This window comes from Azospirillum sp. TSO5 (assembly GCF_003116065.1).
In the GTDB taxonomy this organism is placed as follows: domain Bacteria; phylum Pseudomonadota; class Alphaproteobacteria; order Azospirillales; family Azospirillaceae; genus Azospirillum.
Genome location: NZ_LGQY01000008.1, coordinates 1 through 24,602, shown reverse-complemented (window position 1 = coordinate 24,602; position 24,602 = coordinate 1). Strand labels below are relative to the sequence as shown.

Sequence of the window (24,602 nt, the reverse complement as noted above, 5' to 3'; positions counted from 1 at the left end):
AGCAAGCTCTCGAGCGCAACAGGTCAGGCACGGCGCAGCGCAAGTTCGATGGACGGACGCAGCATCGAGGCGGCGGCATGGCCGATCTCCACCGCCTCCGCCGCGCGGTCGAACTCCAGGATGCCGATATGGGCCAGCCGCGGCGCGATCAGCACATCCGGCGGCTCACCGGCCAGCCGCGAGCGGGTAATGCGGTCCTGCATGATGTCGATGGAGCCCGCCATGACCTCCAGGGCGTTCGGCATCGGCTTGTGGGCTTGGGCATCGTCGATCTGATCGGCCAGGAAACGGGTCCGCTGGGTGGGCTTGCGCCCAAGCCAGGTGGAAATCTGGCTGGTCAGGTGCGAAAAGGCGGGCGAGCCGGCATCGCCGCCGGCGACCACCGGTTCCGGCACCTTGGCCGACACCGCTTTGACTCCATCCGATTTGCCGCGGCCGTTCGGCCGTCCCAGCGGCGACAGCTCGCTGTTCAGGTTGACCGCCACCACCACGTCGGCTCCAAGGGCCCGGCACAGCGAGACCGGCACCGGATTCACCAGCGCGCCGTCGACCAGCAGGTGGTGATCGCGCCGCACCGCCGGGAACAGGCCGGGCATGGCGGCCGACGCCAGCACCGCCGACATCAGCGGGCCGTCGCGCAGCCACATCTCGCGCCCGGTCGACAGATCGGTGGCGACGGTGGCGAAGGGCAGGGGCAGATCCTCGATCAGGACATTGCTGCGTTCGTTGTCGAAGCGGCCGAACGCCTTCTCGGCGGCGACCAGACCGCCGCGGCGGAAGGTGAGATCGATGATGCCCAGCATGCCCAGCCAGCCCATCTTCTGCGCCCAGGACTGCAACTCGTCCATCTGGTCGGTCAGATAGGCGGCCCCGACCGCGGCCCCGATGGAGGTTCCGCAGATGATGTCGGGCTTGATCCCGATTTCCTCCAGCGCGCGCAGGACGCCGATGTGCGCCCAGCCGCGCGCAGCGCCGCTGCCCAGGGCAAGCCCGATCTTCAGGTCGGTTTCCTTCGCCATCCGCTTCCCCTGTCAGCGCCCCCACCAGACTCCGATATCGGCCGGCGGCTTGATCTAGAGCTTATCATCTAGGCATCGCCGGCCGGTATCGGAAGCCGCCGGAAGTGGCACGCCGCCGGAGTGCCGGCGATCGCCGCAGTTGAATTGGCAAATGGCGAAAATTTATCCGACCTTTGACCTGGATCATCGGTTTCAAGGCCGCGACTGTGGCATTTCTGTGCCAGTACGAAGGTGTGATCGTCATTCGGGCTGATTTTAACCATGCGTCAACTGGACCCGATGCATTTTCGTTGCGTTGCAGTGTAGTTCCCGAACGCGGAAGGCTTGCCATGGCCGACGAACTGAAAAGCTTCAGAAAGGACTGGAAACGCTGGTCGACCGCGGAGCGGCTGATTGCCGTTACCCTGCTGGTCCTGGCGGCGCTTCTTGGTGCGCCGGCCGCCGCCGGGCTGTTCTGAGCCCCGGCCTGCCGCAATCCGGTCGAACGCGCCACAGTGTGGCGCGCCGGCAACTTCGGCGCCGCCAAGGAAGCTGCGGCGCGGTCCTCTTTACGGGCTATTAACCCTCACGACCATAGGCTTGGTCGGCTCGGACAGTTCCTGGGACGGTTGGGCGCCACGATCGGACGGAGCGTCGAACCTCCGCCGTAAGGGCACTCGACGGGCGCTCGCTGGAGGGCGCGGACCGGGGTGGTTCCGGCATATTCCGCCAAGGCCTTGCCCCTCTCGCTGGACACGCCCGATGACCTTCTCCGCCCAATCCGCCGTGACGGAACAGAAGCTCCTGAGACAGCGCCTCGACGCCGCCTTCGCGGAAGCAGCAAAGCCGCTGTCGCGTGACGAGGTGACGGACATCGTCCGCAACATCCTGGGCAGCATGGACGGCGACATCTCCGCCACCGACCTGCGCCTCTACAAGGAGGTTGTGGACCTCGCCAAGTTCATCGAGACGGCCAAGCAGGAAATCGCGGCGCTGCAGCCGGCCGAAATCCGCGACGAACATATCCGCACCGCCACGGACGAGTTGGATGCGGTGATCGGCGCGACCGAGAAGGCGACCTTCGCCATCTTCGACGCCTGCGACGCCATCGGCGCCATCGCCGGCCAGACGGACGCGGACAGCTCGGCGAAGCTGAACGACCAGATCACCAAGATCTACGAGGCCTGCAACTTCCAGGACATTACCGGCCAGCGCATCAGCAAGGTGGTGCGGACGCTGAAGCACATCGAATCGAAGGTCGACATGATCGTCGCCGCCTTCGGCAGCGAAGTGCGGCAGAACCACGCCCCGCGGCTGGCCAAGCTGGCGGCGGAGGAGGCGGAGGCCGCCGTCCATTACGAGCCGATGAGCGAGGAAGAGGCGGACAAGCAGCTTCTGCACGGGCCGCAGATGCCGGGCAACGCCATGGACCAGGACGAGATCGACCGTCTGCTGGCCAGCTTCGACTGACGCCATGCTGCCCGGCGCACCCATCAGCAGGCCCACCGGCGGCCACACGGCCCAAGGTGCAGGACCGGGCACGGGGAACGCCGGGCTGTCGCCGCTGCGGGTCGCGGGTGCCGGCGGTGTCGGTGCCAGGTCCGGTGTTGGCGGCCATGCCAACCCGAACAACGGCAGCATCCTGCTTCTGCTGTCGCTGTTCCTGCTGCTTCTGGTCTTCTTCATCGTGCTGAATGCCAATTCGGTGCAGACGGTGCAGAAGGTGAAGGCGGTCGCCGCCTCGCTGGAGCGGACCTTTCCCAGCTTCGTCATCGACCCGCGCCTTCGTGAGGGCGCCGAACCGGTGGCCTCGCGTGCCGGGACCGTCTTCGCCGTGCAGCGGCTGGACGATGTCGGCACCCTGTTCGCCACCGCGGTGGCGGTCGCCAAGGTGGAGGTGGTCGCTCCCGGCCAGTTGCTGGAGGTCCGGCTGCCGGCCGACGACCTGTTCCTTCCCGGCACCATGACCCTCCGGCCGGACCGCCAGGGCCTGATCGACCGCATCGCCGATGCCCTGCGCCAGTCGCGCCAGGGCGAGCGGGTGGAACTGGACGCGCTGCTCGGCATCGGGCCGACGGGAACGCCCAGCCAGCCGCCGGGGCCGGTCGCCCGTGCCGGGGTTCTGGCCCGCGCACTGGTCGAGGATGGGGCGCCGGCCGGCAACGTCACCATCGGGATCGAGCGCGGGGAGCCGGGCGGCGTGCGCCTGCTGTTCTCCCTGCGCTGGGACGAGGATGGGGCGGCGGCGAAGGCGGCTCCCAAGCTGACCCCGAAGGCGGGGAAGCCGGAGGTGCGGAAATGATCCGCATTCCGGGCGTCGTCAGCAAGGCCGGGGCGGAAGCGGACGATCGCGGCGGCCAGCGCAAGACGCTGTGGCTGATCAGCTTCACCGACCTGATCTCCCTGATGCTCGCGTTCTTCGTCCTGATGTATTCGATGAGCGAGCCGGAGGCGGAGCGCTGGACCCGTCTGGCGAAGGGCGTGGCGGAGGCGATCCCCGCCGCGCGGTCGACCGCCAGCACTCCGTCGGATCGGCCCACTGATCCCGGCGCCGCCTTCAACGCCAAGGCGGTGGAGGCCAGGGCGGCCATCGACCTGCATTATCTGGCGGCCCTGCTGGGAAGCCAGCTGCGGTCGAATACGGAACTGGCGGTGGTCGAGGTTCGGCGCGAAGATGACCGTGTCGTCATCCGTCTGCCGGGCGAGCGGATGTTCGATCCCACCGGCGCCGCCTTCACCGAGGAGGGGCGGCGGGTGCTGTTCCTGCTGGGCGCCGTCATCGGCCGGATCGGCAACCGGATCGAGCTGGTCGGCCATGCGGAGCACGAGGGTGCGACGGGCGGTGTGGCCTGGGAACGGGCGTTGACGCGGGCGGTCGCCGTTTCCGCTGCGTTGCGCGAGACCGGCTATCGCCGCGATCTGGTGGCACGGGCGGTGATGATGCCGGTTGATGGGGCAGGGGGCGCCGGCAGCGGGCGCCTGCCGGTGGACATCGTGGTGCGAGAGGAAGGAGCGGATTGAGGTGACGGACCGGACGGCCCAAGAGTGGAAGCGTTGGCTGCGCGGCTGTGCCGCTGCGGTGGCGCTGCTTGCCGTGCCGGTCCTGCTGTCTCCCCTGGACGCGGACGCCGCCACGGTTCCGGTGCGCGGCGGCACCCACAAGGATTTCGGCCGGCTGGTCTTCGACTGGCCTGGCAAGGTCGATTACACCGCGTCGGTCGAGGGCGACCGGCTGGTCGTCACCTTCACGGACAGCATCGACGCCCCGCTCGACCGTCTGGTGCGGGCGCTGCCCGGCTATCTGGCCGCCGGACGGGTCGAGGCGGATGGCAAGACGATCTCCTTCGACCTGAAGCGCCCGGTCTCGCTGAAAAGCTTCCGCAACGGCAACGCCATCGCCATCGACCTGTCGCCGGCCGCACCGCAGACGGCCGTCAAGGCGGAGGACGCGAAGCCCGAGCCCACCATTCCTGAACCCTCCAAGCCTGGGACCACGAAAGCCGAAGCGGTAAAGCCGGTGCCGTCCGCCGGGCGGTTGCGCGTGCGCGGGGCCGACCAGCCGGACCAGAGCCGCCTGACCTTCGACTGGCCGTCGCCGGTCGGCTACACGGTCACGCGCGACGGCGCCGCGGTGACGGTCGCCTTCGACAAGGGCGGCACCGCCGACCTATCGGCCGTTTCCAAGGCGGCGTTGCGCAACATCCGGAATGTGGAAGCCTATCGGCGGGCCGATGGCGCGCTGGCGGTGACGCTGGCCGTGCCGCAGGATTCCGAGGTGACCGACAGCGCATCGGGCAAGTCGGTGGTGCTGTCCGTCGGCAATCCCGGCTCACGCGCCGGCCTGCCCAAGAGCGACGCTCCGCCTGCCGCCGGTTCCCAGGGGACCGCTGCGGGGCAGGGCAGCAGCAGCCAGCCGGCGCCGGCCAAGGACACCGCCGGGGAAGGCGGCAGGGACGCGCCCACGATGGCGTCGGCGACCTCCAGCCGTTCCGCAATCGCGGCCAATGCCGCGGCGCCCCACTCTGCGGCCAATGTCGTGGCCCCCAGCGTTCCGCCGGCGGAAGCGAAGGCCGCGCCCGCAGCGCCTGCCGATGCCAAGGCCCAGCCGGCGGCAGGTCCGAAGGGACCGGTGCTGACCTTCGACACCGGCGGACCGGCCTCCATCGCCGTTTATCCGCGGGCGGGCCAGCTTTACGTCGTGTTCGACCGCCCCATGCCCATCGGCGCCGGGAAGCTCAGTGGCCCAGGGTCCGAACTGATGGGCGCGGTGGAGCCGGTACCGGCGACCGGCGGCACCGTGTTCCGCACCAAGATCGGCCCGATGGTCTGGCCGACGGTGGAACGGCAGGGCACCACATGGCGCATCCTGTCCTCCGCCCGTCCGGCCAACATGGGCAGCGCCGGCGATCTCCGGGTGGAGCCCGACCCCGACTTCCTTCTCGGCGCCCGGCTGCTGGTGCGCGCACCCGACGCGGCGAACGTCGTGCAGTTCGCCGATCCCGACGTCGGCGACCGCATCCAGGTGGTCCCGCTGCCCAGCCCGGGGCAGGGCGTTCCCGAACCGCACCGTTATCCCGACCTGGAAGTGATGCCCTCCTATCAGGGCGTGGTGGTGCGGCCGATCTCCGACAATGTGACGGTGCGCGCGATCAAGGAGGGGGTGGAACTGACCACCGCCGGCGGGCTGCACCTGTCGCCGGCCGCCGATGCCGGCAACCCGGCGGTCGCGCCGCCGCCAGCACCGGCATCAGCCCCCCAGCCGGTTCCGTCGCAGCTGGCCGCGGCGCCGCTTCCGGTCAATCCGCCGGCCGGCGGCGCCTCGTCCGCCATGGAGCCGCCGAAGGCGCAACCCGCACAGATGCAGGGCCGCCGCCTGTTCAATCTGCCGGCCTGGAAGCATGGCGACCTCGACCATTTCACCGAGGCGCGGCAGGACCTGCAACTGGCCGTCGTCAATGCGCCGGAATCGGAGCGGCCGAAGGCGCAGCTCGACCTCGCGCGGTTCTATTTCGCCAACGGGTTTGGGCAGGAGACGCTCGGCATGCTGGACGTGCTGCAGCAGAACCAACCCGATCTGGAGGGCTGGCCGGAGTTCCGCGCGCTGCGCGGTGCCGCCCGCGTGTTGACCGGCGACCTCGACGGGGCAGAGGCCGACCTGTCGATCCCGTCGCTGGCCGGCAATCCGGAAGCCAATCTGTGGCGCGCCGCCATCGCCGCCGACCGCCGCGACTGGCCGAAGGCGATGGCCGGCTTCAAGGCGTCGGGCCCGATCCTGAACAGCTACCCCGAACCGATGATCGGAAAGCTCGGCCTGAGGGCGGCGGAAGCGGCGCTGGAGACGCGCGACTCCGCCACCGCCAAGCGGCTGTTCGACCGCGTGATCGAACACAGCGGCCCGGATCAGGAGGAGAACCCGCAGACGCAATATCTGCGCGGCCTGCTCTTCGCCCAGACCGGCGAGATCGATCAGGCGCGGGAACAGCTGACCGCCGCCTACAACAGCTATGACCGGCTCTATCGCGCCAAGGCCGGACTGGCGCTGACCAATCTGGAACTGTCGGAAGGCAAGATGTCGCCGACCGCCGCGGCGGAGCAGCTGGCCGGCCTGACATTCACCTGGCGCGGCGACGATCTGGAGATGCAAATCCGCTCGCGCATGGGCGAGGTGCTGATCGCCGGCGGCGAATATGCCAAGGGCTTCAACACCATGAAGGAGACGGCGGCCCTGGTCGCCGACACGCCCAGGGCCGAGGCAATCACCAAGGAGATGTCGCGCATCTTCGCCGACCTGTTCAAGGATGGGGCGCAGCGCCTGCCAACGCTGGACGCGCTGCAGCTCTACGACCAGTTCCGCGAGCTGACCCCGGTGGGCGAGGCCGGCGACGAGATCATCCGGCAACTGGCGGAACGGCTGATCTCCATCGATCTGCTGAACCGTGCGGCCGACCTGCTGCAGTATCAGGTGGAATATCGTCTGTCCGGTCTGGACAAGGCGCGGGTCGGCACGCGGCTGGCCTCCGTCCGGCTGCTCGACAACAAGCCGGAAGAGGCGCTGAAGGCGCTGGAACTTTCGAATGTCGCCGGACTGCCGGCCGACCTGACGGCCGAACGGCGGCTGATGCAGGCCAAGGCGCTGGCCGAGCTGAACCGCGGCGACGAGGCGATGCAGCTTCTGGCCCAGGACGACAGCACCAACGCCAACCTGCTGCGTGTCGACATCGCCTGGAAGGGTCAGAAATGGGATGCCGCGGCGCTGGCCTTGAACAAGGTGATCGGCCCGCCACCCGCCGCCGGCAAACAGCTGGACCCCAACATGTCGCAGCTGGTGCTGAATCGCGCGGTGGCCCTGGCGCTGGCCGGTGACGGCAACGGGCTGAACCTGCTGAAGAAGGATTTCGAAGGGTCGATGAAGGGCGGGCCGAATGAGGACGCTTTCCGCATTCTGACCCGCCCCGAACAGGCAATGGGCCTGATCGACGTCGGCACCATCCGCTCCCGCGTCGCGGAAGTGGATATGTTCAAGAAGTTTTTGAAGGAATATCGCGGCGGAAAGCAGTCGGCCGATAAGCCGACGTCCTAAAGCCGACTTCATAAGGCGGCGGGACGCCTTGCGGGGCATTGCGACGCCCCGCCGCCCGCTCCGCGCCGATGGCCTTGGGCCGTTACTTCGGCAGCAGGACCTTGTCGATGACGTGGATGACGCCGTTGGACTGTTCGACGTTGGCGATAGTGACGCGCGCCATGTTGCCGGAGGCGTCGGCGACCATCACGGCGTCGCCGGACTGGGTGAAGGTCAGTGGCATGCCTTCAACCGTCTTCAGCATCGCCTTGCCGTTGCCCTTCTTGATGTCGGCCACGATGTCCTTGGCGTCCAGCTTGCCGGGAATGACGTGGTAGGTCAGCACCTTGGTCAGCTGCGCCTTGTTCTCCGGCTTCAACAGCGTATCGACGGTGCCGGCGGGCAGGGCGGCGAAGGCCTCGTTGGTGGGTGCGAAGACGGTGAACGGGCCCTTGCTGTTCAGCGTGTCGACCAGCCCGGCGGCCTTCACGGCGGCGACGAGGGTGGTGTGGTCCTTGGACTGGGACGCATTCTCCACGATGGTCTTGCTCGGGTACATCGGCGCGCCGCCGACCATCTTTTCCATGGCCGCATTGGCGCAACCGGCAAAAAGAAGGGTGGCGATCGCCACGGTGGCAACCTTCTTCATAGCATTCCCTCTTGTCGGTGAAGGTCCGCTTCCCGCGGACACAACACCGTTACGGGGGAGGCTTCCGGTCAGATCACAGCAGAGTCTGTGCGTGGCACCGATTTTTGTTTGCGCGAAAGAGGTAATACTCTGGTGGTGCAGCGCCGCCTCCCGACGGCTAGAGCTGCACCTGCGTCCCCAGCTCCACCACGCGGTTGGGCGGCAGCTTGAAGAAGTCGGTGGCGCTGACCGAGGTGCGGGACATCACCACGAACAGCTTCTCCCGCCACAGTGCCATTTGGGAGTTCATCTGCGGGATCAGCGTCTCCCGGCCCAGGAAGAAGGAGGTCGCCATCACGTCGAACTCCAGGCCGAAGGCCTTGCACAGGCGCAGCGCCTTGGGGATGTTCGGCTCCTGCGAGAAGCCGTAGCGCACGGTGATGCGGTAGAAGCCGTCGGCCAGCCCCTCCACCACCACGCGGTCCTTGGCGGGGACGCGCGGCACATCCTCCACCACCACCGTGACGAAGACGATGCGCTCGTGCAGGACCTGATTGTGCTTCAGGTTGTGCAGCAGGGCGATCGGCACGGTGTTGGAACTGGAGGTCATGAAGACCGCCGTGCCCTTCACCCGCTGGATGTCGCCCTTCTTCGCCTGACGCTGGATGAAGGCATCCAGCGGCAGCGATTCCTCGGCCAGCCGCTTGGTCAGCACGGCCCGGCCGCGGCGCCATGTCGACATCAACCCCAGCGTGACGCAGGCGATCACCAGCGGCACCCAACCGCCATGAGGAATTTTCACCGCGTTGGCGGCGAAGAAGGAAACCTCCACCGTCAGGAAGGCCGCGCCGACGGCGAAGCAGAGCGGCAGGCTCCAGCTCCAGCGGCGCCGCGCCACCACCAGGAACAGGGTCGTGGTGATGATCATGTCGCCGGTCACCGCGATGCCATAGGCGGCGGCGAGACGGCTGGAAGATTGGAAAACCAGCACCAGCCCCAGCACCGCAGCCAGCAGGCCCCAGTTGGCGCGGGGAATGTAGATCTGCCCCTCCTCCTCGTTGGAGGTGTGGCGGATGTCGAGGCGCGGGCACAGGCCCAACTGCACCGCCTGCCGGGTCAGCGAGAAGACGCCGGAGATCACCGCCTGGCTGGCGATGACGGTGGCGGCGGTGGACAGGCCGATCAGCGGATAGAGCCCCCACTCCGGCGCCAGCAGGTAGAAGGGGCTGCGCACCGCCGTCGGGTCGTTCAGCAGAAGCGCGCACTGCCCCAGATAGTTCAGCAGCAGGCCCGGCAGTACCACGGCCAGCCACGCGACCTGGATCGGGCGGCGGCCGAAATGGCCCATGTCGGCGTAGAGCGCCTCGCCGCCGGTCACCGCCAGCACCACCGCGCCCAGCACCAGGAAACCGGCGACGCCATGCTCGGCGAAGAAGGCGATGGCATAGTACGGGTTGAAGGCGACCAGCACGCTCGGTTGCCGGATCACCTCCAGCAGGCCCAGGATGCCGAGCGTGGAGAACCACACCAGCATGATCGGACCGAACAGCGCGCCGACGCGCGAGGTGCCATGGCTCTGGATGGCGAACAGTGCGATCAGGATGGCGACGGTCAGCGGCACCACCGCCGACTCCAGCGCCGGCTCCGCCACGCCCAGGCCCTCGACCGCGGACAGCACGGACATCGCCGGGGTGATCATGCCGTCGCCGTAGAACAGTGAGGCGCCGAACAGGCCGAGCGCCGTCAGGATGGTCAACTTGCCCGACGCATCCGGCCGCGTCTTGGATGCCAGCGCCAGAAGGGAGAGGATGCCGCCCTCGCCCTTGTTGTCGGCCCGCATGACGAAGCCCACATATTTGACGGTGACGACCATCACCAGCGCCCAGAACACCAGCGACATGATGCCCAGGACATTGTCGTGGGTCAGGGCGAGCCCATGGTCGCCGCCGAAGCATTCTCGCAGCGTGTAGAGCGGGCTGGTGCCGATGTCGCCATACACCACCCCGAGGGCACCCAGGGTCAGCGTCGCGAGCTTGCCGGAGTCGGGCGGCGCGGCCTTCAAAGCGGTATCAGTCATGCAGTGATTGCGGTCCGAAGTTGGTCCGTCGTTCGATGGCGCCCATCGCGGCGATGTCCCGGCCCGTCGCCCCTTCGGCGGCTGCGAACGGTCGATCCATCCGGCGGGATCGGCGTCCTTGCCAATCATCCCACCGACGCACATCGCCTTTCCTCATACGCGCTTACTGCGCACAACGCCAGCGCGGGCTTGCGCCGCGAAGGCCAAGCCCGGGGGCTGCGACGAAGTGCGCAGGGCTGTTCGCGCTATGCGGGCGCCCTCAAAGCGTTCCGAAACTCCGGGCCAGAGAACCGGCGATCAGATACCACCCGTCGACCAGCACGAAGAAGATGATCTTGAACGGGATGGCGACCATGGTCGGCGGCAGCATCATCATGCCCATCGACATCAGGATGGACGACACCACCATGTCGATGATGAGGAAGGGAAGGAACAGCAGGAAGCCGATTTCGAACCCGCGCTTGATCTCCGAGATCATGAAGGCTGGGACCAGGACGTGCAGCGGCATGTCGTTCGGCTCCTGCACATTCTGCAGGCGGGCCATGTCCATGAACAGGCGCAGGTCCTTCTCGCTGGTGTGATGCAGCATGAAATCGCGCAAGGGCGCCACTGTGCGGCGGAACGCCTCCATCTCGTCGATTTCCTGGTTCATCAGCGGCTGGATGCCCTGGGTGTAGCTGCGCTCGAACACCGGGGCCATGACGAAGAAGGTCAGGAACAGCGCCAGCGACATCATCACCGTGGTCGGCGGCACCTGCTGCACGCCCAGCGCGTTGCGCAGGAAGGACAGCACGATGACGATGCGGGTGAAGGCCGTCATCATGATGAGGATCGACGGCGCCAGCGACAGCACCGTGATCAGGCCGATGGTCTGGACGATGCGGCCGGTGGCGGTGCCGCCGGCGTCGCCCAGGTCGAAGGTCAGGCTCTGCGCCAGCGCCGGCCCGGCGCTCAGCCCCAGCGCCACGCCAACGACGAGCGCCAGCGCCAGCCCGGCGGCTGCCGGCTTCCACCAGGATCGCAGGCGCCTCAGGACGGCCGCCGTCATCGCGGCTGGCTCCCGGCCGGCGCGGAAGCGGGGGGGGCATCGGCCGTCCCGGCGAGCGCCGTGTCGAATCCCCCGGCCGGGGCGCTGTCGACCAGCAGGTCGCCGTTGGCGCTCAGCAGGATCAGATGCTCGCGGTCGTCGCGGCGGACCAGGATCAGCCGCCGCTTGGCGTCGATCGGCAGCGCCTCCACCACGCTCAGCCGGCGCTGGCGGGCGCGCCCGCGTACGGTGCCGCCGGCCATGCCGACCCGGCGCATCACCCAGGCGACGACCATGATGAGCGCCACCACGAAGACGAGCGCCATCAGGAAACGGATATACTGGTCGAGATCCATGGAAACGGCAGGCTTTCTCTGTCAGGGCGTATCGTCGGGGCGGCCCGGAGCGGACGGCCCCCCGGAGCGGCCATAGGCGGCGGCGGCACGCTGGCGGGCGGTGTGCGGATCGTCGCGGCCGGCCAGCGCGGCGGCGATGGTTTCCTCCCGCCGGGCCTGCTGGTCGGTCAGCGCGGCGGCCAGCGGCGCCAGCGCCGCGACCAGATCGCCGAGCGGGCCGAGCAGGGTCCGCGCCTCACCGCGCGGCAGGGCTTCGGCGGCGAGGCAAAGATGGGCGACGCGCTCCTCCAGCCCGGCGAGGTCGATCAGCACCCCAGCCTCGGCCTGCGTGCGCGCATCGTCGAGCGTTGCACCCAGCGCCACCGCCTGGTCCGCGATCCGGCCGGCCGACTCGGTGCTTTCGGGCGAAGGGGAGGCGGTTGGCGGACGGGTCACGGCTTGTCCTCCTCGACGATGTCCTCGGAGTGCGGTTCCGACGGCATCGTGCCGTTGGCGCGGTAGACATAAGCGAGGATTTCCGCCACCGCGGCGATGGCCTCGACGGGGATGTCGCTGTCGACCTCGATGGCGGACAGGATCTCGACCAGATCGGCGTCCTCGCGCACCTTCACGCCGTTGGCGAAGGCGACCTCCAGGATCTGCTCCGCCACCGTTCCCTTGCCGGTGGCGACGATCCGCGGCAGCGTCTCCGTCCCCAGTTGGTATTTCAGCGCAACCGCGACCGGGCGCCGGGCAGGGGACGGCCTCTTGCCGGCTGGCGGTGAGGCGGGAGGGCGGGCTTGCGCGGACAACAGGCGGCCTTATCGAAGGGTCCTTCCTGCGCCGCATCCTGGACCGGTAGGCTTAACGAACTGTAAAGGCGTGGTGTCTGCGCGGTTCCACATGCGGGGATTCATTCTTCGTTAACGCAAACGGGCGACCATCGGAGGCTGTGACGATGCCCGGCCTGGGCAGCGTTCGGCGGCATTGGGGCGGGATCAGGGCCATGGACCTCGGTAATCTCGGCATCTTCAAACTGATGTCGCGCAAGATGGACTGGCTGACCCAGCGTCAGGAAGTCATCTCGCAGAACATCGCCAACGCCGATACGCCTGAGTACAAGGGCCGCGACCTGAAGCCCTTCACCTTCCGCGACGCGCTCGGCGACAGCCGGCGGCTGACCCCGGTTGCGACCAACGCGTCCCATCTGGCCGGCACCCGCGGTCCCGGCGGCATGGCGCAGGAACAGAAGGTGCGTGATCCGTACGAGACGGCGCCGGACGGCAACAACGTCGTCCTGGAAGACCAGATGATGCGGATGAGCCAGAATTCGATGGATTACCAGACCATCACCAACCTGTACAAAAAGCAGGTGGCGATGATCAAGTCGGCGATCCGCTCGGGCAGTTGATCGGCTTGGATTTGCCGGCGGGTTTTTGAGGAGGCGGTGCGATGGATCTCTACAAGTCGATGGCGGTTTCCGCCTCCGGCATGAAGGCGCAGGGCACGCGCCTGAAGGTCATTTCGGAGAATCTGGCGAACGCCAACACCACCGCGGAAACGCCGGGCGATCTGCCTTACCGGCGCAAGACGGTCATCTTCAAGAACGAGTTGGACCGTGCGATGGACGTCGACAAGGTCCGCGTCGCCAAGGTCGATGTGGACAAGAGCGATTTCCAGCGCCGCTACGATCCCTCCCACCCGTCGGCCGACGCCGATGGCTATGTGCTGATGCCCAACGTCAATTCGGTGGTCGAGGCGATGGACATGCGCGAGGCCCAGCGCAGCTACGAAGCCAACCTGTCGGCCATCGACACCGCGCGCCAGATGCTGACCCGCACCATCGACATCCTGCGCGCCTGATCTCGTCCCGCTCAATCGCCCCTGAACCTCCCGACCGACCGGAACCGCCGCCATGATCAATCCGCTGAACGCCGCCGCGGCCTACGCCACCACCGCCGCCAAGACGACCGGCCCTGGCATGGCCGCGCGCGATGGCCTCTCCTTCGGCGACGTGCTGGAGCAGGCGGCCAAGGAAAGCATCGGCACCCTGAAGAAGAGCGAGGACATGTCGGCCATGGCGGCCGTCGGCAAGGCGGACCTGAACGACGTCGTTCAGGCCGTGACCAATGCCGAGGTGACGCTGCAGACCGTCACCGCCGTGCGCGACAAGGTGCTGAACGCCTATCAGGAAATCCTGCGCATGCCGATGTGACGGCGTCCGTTTCGCACCCTCCGCCGTTCTGAACCAGTCGTCATGAACGAGACCGAAGTCATCGAACTCTGCCGCACGTCCATCGTCACGCTGGTGATGGTCTGCGGGCCGATTCTGGTCATCATGATGGCGGTCGGCACCGTCATCTCCATCTTCCAGGCGGTTACCCAGATCAGCGAGCAGACCCTCGCCATGGTGCCGAAGGTGCTGCTGGTCTTCGGCCTCAGCATCCTGCTGATGCCCTTCATGCTGGGCAAGCTGACCGACTTCTTCGAACATGAGGTCGCCGACCGCATCGTCGCGATCGGCGTCGGCGCCACCGACAATGGCGGTGCGCCCTTCACGCCCGGCACCGGCGTGATGCCGCCCCCGGCGCCGACCGCGGCCGCGGCAGGCCAATGAACGTCCTGCAGCAGCTTCTGGGCGAACAGATCTTCGTCTGGATGTTGGTCTTCATGCGGGTCGGCACCGCCTTCAGCGTGATGCCCACCATCGGCGACGCCTTCGTTCCCACCCGCATGCGCCTGCTGTTCGCGCTGGCGGTCAGCACGCTGGTGGCGCCGGCGATCCGGCCGATGCTGCCGCCGATGCCCGGCAGTCCGTTCCAACTGATGGTGCTGGCTGCCGGCGAGATGACGGTGGGGATTTTCCTCGGCACCATCGCGCGGCTGCTGATGGGCGCGCTGGAGGTGGCCGGCACCATCATCAGCCTGCAGAGCGGCCTTGCCAACGCGCAGATCTTCAACCCGGCGCTGGCGACATCGGGCTCTCTGCCCGGCTCGCTGATGGGCTGGCTGGGGCTGCTGCTGATTTTCGTCACCGACCTGCATCATCTGTTGATCATGGCGGTAGTCGACAGCTACGCCACCTTCACGCCGGGGGCGGCGATCCCGATCGACGACATGGCGAACGTGGTCGGGCAACTGGTGTCGAAAAGCTTCATGCTGGGGGTGCAGATGTCCGCCCCCTTCCTGATCACCGGCATGTTGTTCGCGCTGGCGCTGGGGCTGCTGAACAAGCTGGCGCCGCAAGTTCAGGTGTTCCAGCTGTTCACCTCGGTCCAGGTGCTGCTGGGCCTGTTCATGTTCGCGCTGACGCTGGGCGCGATGATGCTGTTCTGGCTGTCGCGCTTCGAATCGACCTTCATCGAATTCCTGAAGCCGCTGTAGAGGGGGGACGCCCGTGTCGGAAGAGGCGGACGAGTCCTCCAAAACAGAGGACCCGACATCCAAGAAACTCGACGAGGCCCACAAACAGGGCCAGTTCGCGATGACTCGCGAGGCCGCGAACTGGTTGATGGTCGCGGCGATGCTGGTGGTGCTGGTCTCCATCCTCCCCGGCACCCTGAAGGGGCTGGTCTTCCGCCTGAACTACTATTTCGAGAATCTGGACCAGTTCACCTTCGATCGCGCCGGGGTCGGCGCGCTGCTGTTCCGGGTGATGCGCGACGTCATGTGGGCGCTGTGGCTGCCCATCCTGCTGTTCGTGGTGGCCGGCGTGGTGTCGACCATCGGCCAGACCGGCTTCCACGTCTCCTGGGAGCTGATCTCGCCGAAATTCGGCAAGCTGAACCCGCTGCCCGGCCTGATGAACATGTTCAAGGCAAACCAGGGGGTGGAACTTCTGAAAAGCATCGCCAAGCTGGCGGTGGTGGGCGGCGTCGCCTACATGGCGCTGGTGCCGATGTTCGGCGGAATCGAGGCCTATATCGGCATCGACATCGTCACCATGCTGCTGCAGATGGACGGGCTGGCCCACCGGCTGCTGATCTGGGTCCTGGTGGTCCTCACCTTCATCGCTGCCGGCGACTTCCTGTGGCAGAAGCAGCAGTTCGACAAGAAGATGAAGATGACCAAGCAGGAGGTGAAGGACGAGCACAAGCAGCAGGAAGGCGATCCCGTCGTCAAGGGCCGCATCCGGCAGATCCGGTTCGAGCGCGCGCGCAAGCGCATGATGGCCGCGGTGCCGAACGCCGACGTGGTGGTCACCAACCCGACCCACTTTGCGGTCGCGCTGAAATACGACCCGACCCAGATGGGCGCGCCGATGGTCCTGGCGAAGGGTGTCGATCAGGTCGCCTTCAAGATTCGCGAGATCGCCGAATCGAACAATGTTCCGGTCATAGAAAACCCGCCCCTCGCCCGTGCGCTCTATGCCGCTTGCGATATCGACGAAGAAGTTCCGTCCGAGCACTATCGGGCGGTCGCCGAAGTCATTACCTATGTCTTCAAGCTCAAAGGGCGGGCGCTGCGCAACTGATCCGGCTCCGTAACGGTTGACGGGACCGGTGGAGCGGCCGACCATCGCAGGTGGCGCGACGGAGATGCCCGGTCGGTAACATCCGGTCCGGGGCAACTCCCAGGAAGACCGTGTGGGGTTTGGAGTATTGGTGGACGACACAACTTCCCTTTCCGACACCGCACGCAATGCAGCGAACCACCGGGCGTCGTCCGGCGGAGTGCTGATGCTCATCCAATATGCGCTGGCGCCGGCCGGGCTGCTGGTGCTGGCCGCCGGCCTGCTGCTGGACCGCGACGAAGTCGGCTGGCTGGGCGCCGGGCTGGCGGCGGTGGGCGTGGCGCTGCTGATTGGCCGAAGCGTGTCGATGGTGCGGCGGTCGGCGCGGATCGGCGCGCTGCTGAGCGGCGCGCTGGAAGGGATGCCGGCCGGGCAGCTGGTCTGCGACGGGGCCGACGAGGTGGTGTTCGTCAATGCGGCCTTCCGCGAACTGGCGGGCTGGCGCCGCGGCGAACGGCCGCTGGACGCCCTGGCGCGCCAGTTTTCCGGCGACCCCGACAGCGCGCGCGAGTTCCGCCGCCTGCGTGAGCGGGTGAGGGCCGGTGCCGCCGCTTCGGCAGAGCTGGCGATCCCGGCATTGGACAACCGCCCGCCGGAATGGCGCAAGGTGCAGGGGCAGCCGGTCGCCGGCTTCCCCGGCTCCGTCCATTGGCGGATCGAGGACATCACCGCCCGACGTGAGCTTGAGCATGTGATGCTGCGCGAGCAGGCCAAGCTGGCCGACTTCATGGAGCATGCGCCGGTCGGCTTCTTCTCGGTCGATCAGAACGGCCATTTCCTGTTCGTCAACGCCACACTGGCGCAATGGCTGGAGGCGGCACCCGGCGATCTGACCGACGGCGAATCGCGGCTGCACCGCATCCTGGCCGTGCCCCCGGTCTCCGCGGCCCCCTTCGACCTGTTCGATCACGGTGGCGGCGAGCAGCGCGGCGAGCTGACCATGGTGGGTCTGCGCGGCCGGCGTTTCCAGGTTGCGGTGGCGCAGAGCGTGGTGCGGGCCGACGACGGCACCATCCACACCCGGTCGGTCGTGCGCGACCTGTCGCCCGAACGGGAATGGCAGGAGGCCCTGCGTCAGTCCGAACAGCGCTTCCAGCGCTTTTTCGAAGACGCGCCGATCGGGATCGCCCTGGTCAACGAGACCGGCCAGCTGACCGAATGCAACGAGGCCTTCCTGGCGCTGATCGGCAGCGAGGCGGGCAGCGTCATCAACCGCCCGATGGCCGACCTGATCGTTCCGGCGGAGCGTGAGGCGGTGACTGCGCGGCTGAAATCGGTGCAGGGCGGCGCCGATCCGGCCCACCCGCTGGAGGTGCGGCTGTCCGGCGGGCGGGAACTGACGGCCCAGCTCTACGCCCGGCGGCTCGCCAACCCGGTGCGCACCGATGGCCGCACGGATGGCGGAAAAGCTGATGGCGGCAGGGCGGATGGGGTCGGCCTGATCCTGCACTTCATCGACATGACCGAGCGCAAGAGTCTGGAGGCCCAGTTCGCCCAGTCGCAGAAGATGCAGGCGGTCGGCCAGCTGGCCGGCGGCGTGGCGCACGACTTCAACAACCTGCTGACGGCGATGATCGGCTTCTGCGACCTGCTGCTGCTTCGGCACAAGCCGGGCGACCAGTCCTTCAGCGACATCATGCAGATCAAGCAGAACGCCAACCGTGCCGCCAACCTCGTGAGGCAGCTGCTGGCCTTCTCTCGCCAGCAGACCCTGCAGCCGCGCGTCATCAATGTGACCGATGTGCTGGCTGAATTGGCGAACCTGCTGCGCCGGCTGATCGGCGAGAACATCGAACTGAAGATGATCCACGGCCGCGACCTGGGGCTGGTCAAGGTCGACCAGAACCAGCTGGAGCAGGTCATCATCAATCTGGTGGTCAACGCCCGCGACGCCATGGCCGGCGGCGGCAAGCTGACCATCAACACCACCAACTACGTCGTCAACCAGCCGGAACGGCGGGAGCATGAGACGATCCCATCCGGCAGCTATGTCTCCATCGAGGTGATCGACACCGGCTGCGGCATCGCGCGCGAGAATCTGCAGCGCATCTTCGAGCCCTTCTACACGACCAAGGAGGTCGGGTCGGGTACCGGGCTCGGCCTGTCGACGGTGTACGGCATCGTCCGGCAGACCGGCGGCTTCGTGCTGGTCGATTCGGCGGTGGGGGAGGGCACGACCTTCACCATCCTGCTGCCGCACCACCAGGGCGAGCTGCGCCCGGTCGACACCGCCGAACCGCGCGAGCGGCGCGGCAGCGACCTGACCGGCACCGGCACCATCCTGCTGGTGGAGGACGAGGACGCCGTGCGCGTCTTCTCCGCCCGCGCGCTGCGCAACAAGGGCTATCAGGTGCTGGAGGCCAAGAACGGCGAGGCGGCACTGCAGCAGATCGAGACCAACGGCGCCTCCATCGACCTGCTGATCACCGACGTGGTGATGCCGCAGATGGATGGTCCGACGCTCGCCCGTCATGTTCGCAAGCTGCGCCCGGAGATGCGGGTGATCTTCATCTCCGGCTATGCCGAGGACCGGCTGGGCGAGATCGACGGCGTCGAAGTCGCCCATTTCCTGCCCAAGCCATTCTCGCTGAAGCAACTGGCCTCCAAGGTGAAGGAGGTCATCCGCGACGGACGGTGAGGGGCGAATCCGGCCACAACGGTATGCCCGGACATACCCCGTAAAATAGGAACGCACAGGCAACATCAGGCCTTGCAAATGAGAACGAAGAGAGTACATTCAGCCTCGTTGCAAGAGCGCCGACCGTGTGTTCTAAGAGAGGGGTACCGGGCATGTCGTCCGCACAGCTTCGTTTGGTCGAGAAGGATTCCATGGACAAGCAGAAGGCGCTCGATGCCGCCCTGAGCCAGATCGAACGCGCGTTCGGCAAGGGCTCGATCATGAAGCTTGGCGCCCGTGAGAACTTGGTCGAGACGGAGGTCATCTCCACCGGCTCCCTGGGTCTCGATATCGCGCTGGGCATCGGCGGCCTGCCGAAGGGCCGCATCATCGAAATCTACGGGCCGGAAAGCTCGGGCAAGACGACGCTGGCGCTGCACGCCATCGCCCAGGCCCAGAAGGCCGGCGGCACCTGCGCCTTCGTCGACGCGGAACACGCGCTCGACCCGTCCTATGCCCGCAAGCTGGGCGTCAACATCGACGAGCTGCTGATCTCCCAGCCGGACGCCGGCGAGCAGGCGCTGGAGATCGCCGACACGCTGGTGCGCTCCGGCGCCATCGACGTGCTGGTGGTCGACTCGGTGGCCGCGCTGGTTCCGCGCGCCGAACTGGAAGGCGAGATGGGCGACAGCCATGTCGGCCTGCATGCCCGCCTGATGAGCCAGGCCCTGCGCAAGCTGACCGGCTCAATCTCGAAGTCGAACTGCCTGGTGATCTTCATCAACCAGATCCGCCTGAAGATCGGCGTGATGTTCGGCAATCCGGAGACGACGACCGGCGGCAACGCGCTGAAGTTCTACGCCTCCGTTCGCCTCGACATCCGCCGCATCGGCTCGATCAAGGACCGCGACACCGTCGTCGGCAACCAGACCCGCGTCAAGGTGGTGAAGAACAAGATGGCCCCGCCGTTCCGCGTGGTCGAGTTCGACATCATGTACGGCGAGGGCGTGTCGAAGGTGGGCGAACTGCTCGACCTCGGCATCCAGGCCGGCGTGGTCGACAAGTCGGGTGCGTGGTTCAGCTATGACGGCACCCGCATCGGCCAGGGCCGCGAGAACGCCAAGACCTACCTGCGCAACAACCCCGAGATGGCCGATGCGATCGAGGCCAAGATCCGCGGCAACGCCGGTCTGGTCGCCGATGCGATGATGGGCACCCCGGAAGCCGACGGCGAAGCCTCCACTCCGGAGTAACGCCAGGGTATGTGACGTGAAAGGCCCCGCCTTCCGAAAGGGAGGCGGGGCTTTTTCCGTTTTGGAGAAGTGTCGGCTGCCGGGTGCCCCCTCCCTAACCCTCCCCCGCGTTCCGCGGGAGAGGGAACTCCGCCGCTATCGCGCTCAACTCCCTCTCCCGCGAAGCGGGGGAGGGTTGGGGAGGGGGCATTCGCCAGCCGAGACCTACACATCCACCACCATATGCGGCCGGAAGGCTCCTTCCAGCGTCAGCAGCAAATGCAGGTAGACCGCCACCTTGCGGGCGCGGTCGCTGTTGCGGGATAGGCAGTCGCGCAGTTGTTCCGCCAGACGCGCGGTTTCCGGGTCCAACTCCGGTGCGGCGGCGATGGCAGCCTGGACGATGTGCTCCGGATCGACGGGGACCTCTGCCGCCGGGTCCTTCAGCAGGGCTTCGGCCAGCGCCTCTTCGTCATGGTGGACCGGGGGTGGAGCGGCCGGGGGTGGCGGTGCTCGGCTGGACAGATGGCTGCGGAGATTGTCCTTCAGCCTTGTCCGCTGACGCTCGTCCAACCCGTCGAACTGGTCGACCTCGTCGAACAGAAGGTCATAGAGGCGGCGGCGCTGCGGGTTGGGCGGGTTGTGGTCTCGCCGCTCCTGCTCGCGGTCGTGCCGCTCCTGGCGGGGGTTGCGGCGGCTGTTGCGGTCGGTGGCGTTGCCGCTCCGCTCGACGCCTGCAGTGGTGCGGACGCTGAACTCCGGCGGGCCGATGCCGCGCCCGGAGGTGAGATTGCCGGACATGAGCCGCCTCCCGGGTTTGGTTCTCCCTGGCGGTCAAGTCTGGCAGAGCCGGCGCTTTCGTCAATGCGAAAGCGCCGGCTCCCATTGGTCAGTCACCGGCCCCGGCACTCACGGCGCCGTCGGCGGCTTCCGGCTTGCTCTTGCCGAAGCCGATAGTGGGGAAGACGTTGATCAGCGCGGTGATGAAGGCCGCCAGATAGGGCAGCGACTGTACCACCAGCAGACCCGACCACATGAAGGCGTCGCGGTTCTCGTGGCCGAAGACCATGACGATGGCCAGCGCCGCGCCCCACAGCGACACCAGCAGCACCAGCTCCTCGCGCGCCATCAGGAAGGCCTGCATCAGCGCCGGCTGGTTCTCGCACTTCGGTGTGCGGACGAAGGGTCGGCCGGAGGTGAAGATGCCCAGCCACATAGCGCGGCCGACCGTATGGGTCAGCGCCATGCCGGCCACCGCCGCCCCGACCTTGTCCCAGAAGCCGCACTTCACCCGCGCCTCGTAGAGCCAGAGCGAAGCGCCGACCTTGAAGGCGAAGACGCTGAGCGTCGGGATCATAAAGACGTTGGGCGGGAACTCGAAATATTTCGGGAATGCCATCAGGCCGATGGACCAGATGATGCCGGCGATGCCGAACACCATATGGGCGGCGTCAGCAAACCAGGGCAGCCAGCCGGTGATGAAATGGTACTTCTGGCCGGTGGTCAGCTCCTTCGCACCCGGCGACAGCTGGCGCCAATGGTGCTTCAGGATCTGCACGGCGCCGTAGGCCCAGCGGAAGCGCTGCGTCTTGTAGGCGGAGAAGCTGTCGGGAACCAGCCCCTTGCCATAGCTCTCCGGCATATAGACGGCCTCATAGCCATGCTCGAACAGGCGCAGGCCGAGGTCGGCGTCCTCGGTGATGCACCATTCGCCCCAGCGGCCGACCTTTTCCAGGGCCGACTTGCGGATGATGGTCATGGTGCCGTGCTGGATGATCGCGTTGCGCTCGTTGCGCTGGATCATGCCGATGTGGAAGAAGCCGGCATATTCCCAGTTGGTCATGCGCTGGAACAGGTCGTGTTCCCACTCGCGATAGTCCTGCGGCGACTGGACGAAGCCGACCTCCGGCCGGTTGAAGTGCGGAATCGTCGCCTTCAGCCAGTCGGGATGGACCTGATAGTCGCTGTCGATGACGGCGATGTGTTCGGCATCGGGGGCGGTCTGAGCCAGACCGAAATTCAGCGCACCGGCCTTGAAGCCCGGCCAGTTGTCGAGATGGAAGAAGCGGAACTTCGGTCCCAGCTTCTTGCAATATTCCTCGATCGGACGCCAGACCGCCGGATCCTTGGTGTTGTTGTCCAGCAGCAGGACTTCGTAATTCGGGTAATCCAGGTTGGCCAGCGCGTCCAGCGTCTGCATGACCATGTGCGGCGGCTCGTTGTAGCAGGGCACATGGATCGACACCTTCGCCGCATTGGGCAGCGGGGCGGCGGAGCAGGGGATGAACTTGCGCTTGAACTTATGCTGCCAGACGACCTCCGTCAGCTCCATGCCGTCGATCAGCATGACCGCGAACAGCACCAGCTGGCAGAAGATCAGCAGGCCCCAGGCGATTTCGGTGGTGAGCGCCAGGCCGGCGGCGGACGCCGCGCTGACGGTGAAGACAAGGACGGAGGCCACGGCCTGGATCAGCGCGCCATAGAAAATCTGGCCGCCGATCTTCAGGTCGCTGCGGCGCCACAGGAAGAACACCAGCGGCAGGAAGCCCAGCGCAATGGCGGTGGCGCACTTGATCTCCCAGTTGCGGACCTCGTGCACCCCGCCGATCATCGGGAACTTCGGGTTGCGCTGATAATCCCACAGGCCCCAGCTGGTGCCGGCGGTGCCCTCGATCTCCCGCTTCCACGGCTGGTCGAAGGCTTCCATGATGAAGTAGTCGAGCTTGTTCTGGGCGGCGACGTTCAGGAAGTTGCGGATGAACTTGGCCTGATTGACTTGGCTGGCCTCGGCGCCGCGGCGCCACGGTCCATCGGCCGGCCAGCCGATCTCGCCGATCAGGATGTGTTTGTTCGGGAACTTCGCCTTCAGCTCGTTGTAGCGGAACATGGCGTAGTCGACCGACTGGTCGACCGGGACGCCTTCCCAATAGGGCAGCAGGTGGACGGCGAGGAAGTCGACCGCGTCGGCCAGTTCGGGATTCTTCAGCCAGACGTGCCACGGCTCGGCGATGGAGACCGGGACGTTGACCTTCTTCTTCACCCGCTTGATGTATTCGATGGCCTGCGGGACGGTCAGGTCTGCGCGCAGGATCGCTTCGTTGCCGACCAGGACGCGGCGCACGTTGCTGTTGGCGCGGGCCAGCTTGATCAGGCCGGCCAGTTCGGGCTCGTCGATCTCCGGCTTGCCGGTCGTCCAGGCGCCGGCGGTGACCGGCAGCCCGTGCTTGGCGGCAATGGCCGCCACCATTTCGGAGCCGTCGGTGGTCGAATAGGTTCTGACGGCCTTTACCGCGCCTTCCAGCGCGTCCATGTCCTGTTCGATGTCCTCGGCGGACGCCTTGTCGCCCTTCGACGGGCTCTTGTCCGAGTGGAAGGGGGTATAGGCGACGCCGGTGATGGCGCCCGCCCAGGACCGCTCGTCCACCGGTCGGTTCCACAGCGCCCAGAAGGCGATGTTGCCGAGGATCACCAGGATCAGAACCGCAAAGGCCGATTTGCGCATGTGGGTCGTTCTCGCTCGCCGCACCAGAAAACATGGATACGGCCCGTGGATATGGCGCAAGGGGACCGTTGCCGCCCCGACCATGTCCTCGGACCGAACTCTACAATCGTCCAACGAATGCCGCTGCGCCGTATGGCCGGCGCGCACGGCAATCTATACAAGCTTCGCGGTTGCCCCGCCACTGCCGGCTATAACAGGGCAGCCTCCGGATTATTCCCCGGTGGCGCCCGGCACAGGCCATGAATGGAGTGAAGCATGTTTTCCCTTAACGAACGGCTACGGGCCGACACCCGCCCTGTGATCGATCTGGGGCTGTGCCGGGTGCTGCTGATGAACAACCGGCTGTGGCCCTGGCTGATCCTGGTGCCGATGCGCGAGGGGGCCGTGGAGATCCACCGGCTGGAGGAAGTCGATCAGGCGACGCTGATGCGGGAGATCGCGCAGGCATCCCGCGTGGTGGAGCGGCTGTTCGCGCCGGACAAGATGAATGTCGGGGCGCTGGGCAATATGGTGCCGCAACTGCACGTCCACGTGATCGGCCGGACGCGGGGCGATCCGGCATGGCCGGGGCCGGTTTGGGGGTCCGGCCATGCCGAACCCTATGAGGCGGCGGAGGCCGATGCCCTGGTGGAACGATTGGCCGAGGCGTTCCGCGTCGGTGCGTGAACTTTGTCGCGCCGTGAGTGTTTGGGTGGTCAACCATCTTTTCGGGAGACCGCCATCATGGCCGACCAGGACCGCTCCAAATCCGTGACCTCCGACGCGCCGTCAGACGCCGCCCAGCGAATCGAGGACAAACTGGTCGACAAGACCGGCAAGGCCTCCGGCGATCCCGACAAGCCCGTTCAGCAGAAGTGGGAGGAGATGGGCGAGCGCGAGGACATTATCGAACAGACCCAGCGCGAGGGCGGCGGGGCTTAAAGGGCGAACGGCTGCCCCCTCCCTAACCCTCCCCCACCTTCGGTGGGAGAGGGGACTGCCGCCGCACTGCGTCTCAGTTGTTCTGACAAGCGTCCTACCCCCTCTCCCGCGTTAGCGGGGGAGCAACCATGTTGTTTTCATGGTGAGTGTGGCATTGCCTCCCATTCCTTGTTGTCTCGGACCATGGCATTGA

At 66.8% G+C, this 24,602-nt stretch carries 24 protein-coding genes; 15 read left to right on the top strand and 9 right to left on the bottom strand.

The genetic code is table 11. The features are described from left to right. Positions 1–23 precede the first annotated feature (23 nt). Positions 24–1,019 carry a patatin-like phospholipase family protein gene (locus TSO5_RS33580; protein ID WP_109150059.1) on the bottom strand — a complete coding sequence of 332 codons (996 nt, stop codon included), beginning with the start codon at positions 1,017–1,019 and terminating at the stop codon, positions 24–26. Positions 1,020–1,348: 329 nt separating this feature from the next. On the opposite strand from TSO5_RS33580, the gene TSO5_RS33575 reads away from it, so the two are divergent. From TSO5_RS33575 to TSO5_RS02255, 5 genes are all read left to right on the top strand, one after another. After that, a complete protein-coding gene (locus TSO5_RS33575) occupies positions 1,349–1,477 on the top strand; it encodes a hypothetical protein (protein WP_256379245.1) in 129 nt (42 codons plus the stop codon). A gap of 283 nt (positions 1,478–1,760) precedes the next feature. After that, positions 1,761–2,468, top strand: coding sequence for a protein phosphatase CheZ (locus tag TSO5_RS02270; RefSeq protein ID WP_109150058.1), 708 nt, complete (start codon positions 1,761–1,763; stop codon positions 2,466–2,468). Between the two features lie 4 nt (positions 2,469–2,472). Beyond that, the gene (locus tag TSO5_RS02265) at positions 2,473–3,300 is read left to right on the top strand and encodes a hypothetical protein (RefSeq protein ID WP_247870545.1); all 828 of its coding nucleotides are present in this window, start codon (positions 2,473–2,475) and stop codon (positions 3,298–3,300) included. Continuing rightward, positions 3,297–4,019 (top strand): flagellar motor protein MotB, encoded by a 723-nt coding sequence (locus tag TSO5_RS02260; protein WP_109150057.1) that lies wholly within the window; start codon positions 3,297–3,299, stop codon positions 4,017–4,019. Before TSO5_RS02265 ends, TSO5_RS02260 begins: the two co-directional genes overlap by 4 nt. 1 nt (position 4,020) lies before the next feature. Then, positions 4,021–7,578, top strand: a complete 3,558-nt coding sequence (locus TSO5_RS02255) for a tetratricopeptide repeat protein (protein WP_109150056.1) — start codon at positions 4,021–4,023, stop codon at positions 7,576–7,578. Positions 7,579–7,660: 82 nt separating this feature from the next. On the opposite strand, the gene TSO5_RS02250 is transcribed toward TSO5_RS02255, so the two are convergent. The 6 genes from TSO5_RS02250 to TSO5_RS02225 all read right to left on the bottom strand — a co-directional run bounded on the left by TSO5_RS02250 (position 7,661) and on the right by TSO5_RS02225 (position 12,436). After that, complete coding sequence (locus TSO5_RS02250; RefSeq protein WP_109150055.1) at positions 7,661–8,206, bottom strand: fasciclin domain-containing protein; 546 nt, start codon at positions 8,204–8,206, stop codon at positions 7,661–7,663. 157 nt (positions 8,207–8,363) lie between these two features. Beyond that, positions 8,364–10,262 carry a potassium transporter Kup gene (locus TSO5_RS02245; RefSeq protein ID WP_109150054.1) on the bottom strand — a complete coding sequence of 633 codons (1,899 nt, stop codon included), beginning with the start codon at positions 10,260–10,262 and terminating at the stop codon, positions 8,364–8,366. A gap of 259 nt (positions 10,263–10,521) precedes the next feature. Further along, positions 10,522–11,310 carry a flagellar type III secretion system pore protein FliP gene (fliP, locus tag TSO5_RS02240; RefSeq protein WP_109150053.1) on the bottom strand — a complete coding sequence of 263 codons (789 nt, stop codon included), beginning with the start codon at positions 11,308–11,310 and terminating at the stop codon, positions 10,522–10,524. Continuing rightward, positions 11,307–11,645: a flagellar biosynthetic protein FliO gene (locus TSO5_RS02235; RefSeq protein ID WP_109150052.1), complete on the bottom strand. Its 339-nt coding sequence runs from the start codon at positions 11,643–11,645 to the stop codon at positions 11,307–11,309. The genes fliP and TSO5_RS02235 overlap by 4 nt, the downstream gene beginning before the upstream one ends. A gap of 21 nt (positions 11,646–11,666) precedes the next feature. Continuing rightward, positions 11,667–12,080: a hypothetical protein gene (locus TSO5_RS02230; RefSeq protein WP_109150051.1), complete on the bottom strand. Its 414-nt coding sequence runs from the start codon at positions 12,078–12,080 to the stop codon at positions 11,667–11,669. Next, a complete protein-coding gene (locus TSO5_RS02225) occupies positions 12,077–12,436 on the bottom strand; it encodes an EscU/YscU/HrcU family type III secretion system export apparatus switch protein (protein WP_109073145.1) in 360 nt (119 codons plus the stop codon). Before TSO5_RS02225 ends, TSO5_RS02230 begins: the two co-directional genes overlap by 4 nt. Before the next feature lie 194 nt (positions 12,437–12,630). Here TSO5_RS02225 and flgB point away from each other — a divergent pair, with 194 nt between their 5' ends. From flgB to recA, 8 genes are all read left to right on the top strand, one after another. Then, positions 12,631–13,035 carry a flagellar basal body rod protein FlgB gene (gene flgB / locus TSO5_RS02220; protein ID WP_109150050.1) on the top strand — a complete coding sequence of 135 codons (405 nt, stop codon included), beginning with the start codon at positions 12,631–12,633 and terminating at the stop codon, positions 13,033–13,035. Between the two features lie 41 nt (positions 13,036–13,076). Continuing rightward, positions 13,077–13,487, top strand: a complete 411-nt coding sequence (gene flgC, locus TSO5_RS02215; RefSeq protein WP_109073147.1) for a flagellar basal body rod protein FlgC — start codon at positions 13,077–13,079, stop codon at positions 13,485–13,487. Between the two features lie 52 nt (positions 13,488–13,539). Next, a complete protein-coding gene (gene fliE, locus TSO5_RS02210; protein ID WP_109073148.1) occupies positions 13,540–13,839 on the top strand; it encodes a flagellar hook-basal body complex protein FliE in 300 nt (99 codons plus the stop codon). 42 nt (positions 13,840–13,881) lie between these two features. Next, entirely contained in the window at positions 13,882–14,241 is a 360-nt protein-coding gene (locus TSO5_RS02205) for a flagellar biosynthetic protein FliQ (protein ID WP_109150049.1), read from the top strand. Next, a complete protein-coding gene (gene fliR, locus TSO5_RS02200; protein WP_109073150.1) occupies positions 14,238–15,008 on the top strand; it encodes a flagellar biosynthetic protein FliR in 771 nt (256 codons plus the stop codon). Before TSO5_RS02205 ends, fliR begins: the two co-directional genes overlap by 4 nt. Positions 15,009–15,021: 13 nt before the next feature. Beyond that, the gene (gene flhB / locus TSO5_RS02195) at positions 15,022–16,098 is read left to right on the top strand and encodes a flagellar biosynthesis protein FlhB (RefSeq protein WP_109150048.1); all 1,077 of its coding nucleotides are present in this window, start codon (positions 15,022–15,024) and stop codon (positions 16,096–16,098) included. Positions 16,099–16,303: 205 nt separating this feature from the next. After that, positions 16,304–18,775: an ATP-binding protein gene (locus TSO5_RS02190; protein ID WP_247870544.1), complete on the top strand. Its 2,472-nt coding sequence runs from the start codon at positions 16,304–16,306 to the stop codon at positions 18,773–18,775. Positions 18,776–18,927: 152 nt separating this feature from the next. Continuing rightward, the gene (gene recA, locus TSO5_RS02185) at positions 18,928–20,007 is read left to right on the top strand and encodes a recombinase RecA (protein ID WP_085089587.1); all 1,080 of its coding nucleotides are present in this window, start codon (positions 18,928–18,930) and stop codon (positions 20,005–20,007) included. 204 nt (positions 20,008–20,211) lie between these two features. Here recA and TSO5_RS02180 read toward each other — a convergent pair whose 3' ends face one another. Both TSO5_RS02180 and TSO5_RS02175 read right to left on the bottom strand, forming a co-directional pair. Then, positions 20,212–20,787, bottom strand: a complete 576-nt coding sequence (locus TSO5_RS02180) for a hypothetical protein (protein ID WP_109150047.1) — start codon at positions 20,785–20,787, stop codon at positions 20,212–20,214. Between the two features lie 88 nt (positions 20,788–20,875). Continuing rightward, positions 20,876–23,488 (bottom strand): glycosyltransferase family 2 protein, encoded by a 2,613-nt coding sequence (locus TSO5_RS02175; RefSeq protein WP_109150046.1) that lies wholly within the window; start codon positions 23,486–23,488, stop codon positions 20,876–20,878. 255 nt (positions 23,489–23,743) lie between these two features. Between TSO5_RS02175 and TSO5_RS02170 the strand changes: the two genes are divergently transcribed. Beyond that, complete coding sequence (locus TSO5_RS02170; RefSeq protein WP_109150045.1) at positions 23,744–24,154, top strand: HIT family protein; 411 nt, start codon at positions 23,744–23,746, stop codon at positions 24,152–24,154. Between the two features lie 57 nt (positions 24,155–24,211). Then, entirely contained in the window at positions 24,212–24,409 is a 198-nt protein-coding gene (locus TSO5_RS02165; RefSeq protein ID WP_109150044.1) for a hypothetical protein, read from the top strand. Positions 24,410–24,602 lie beyond the last annotated feature (193 nt).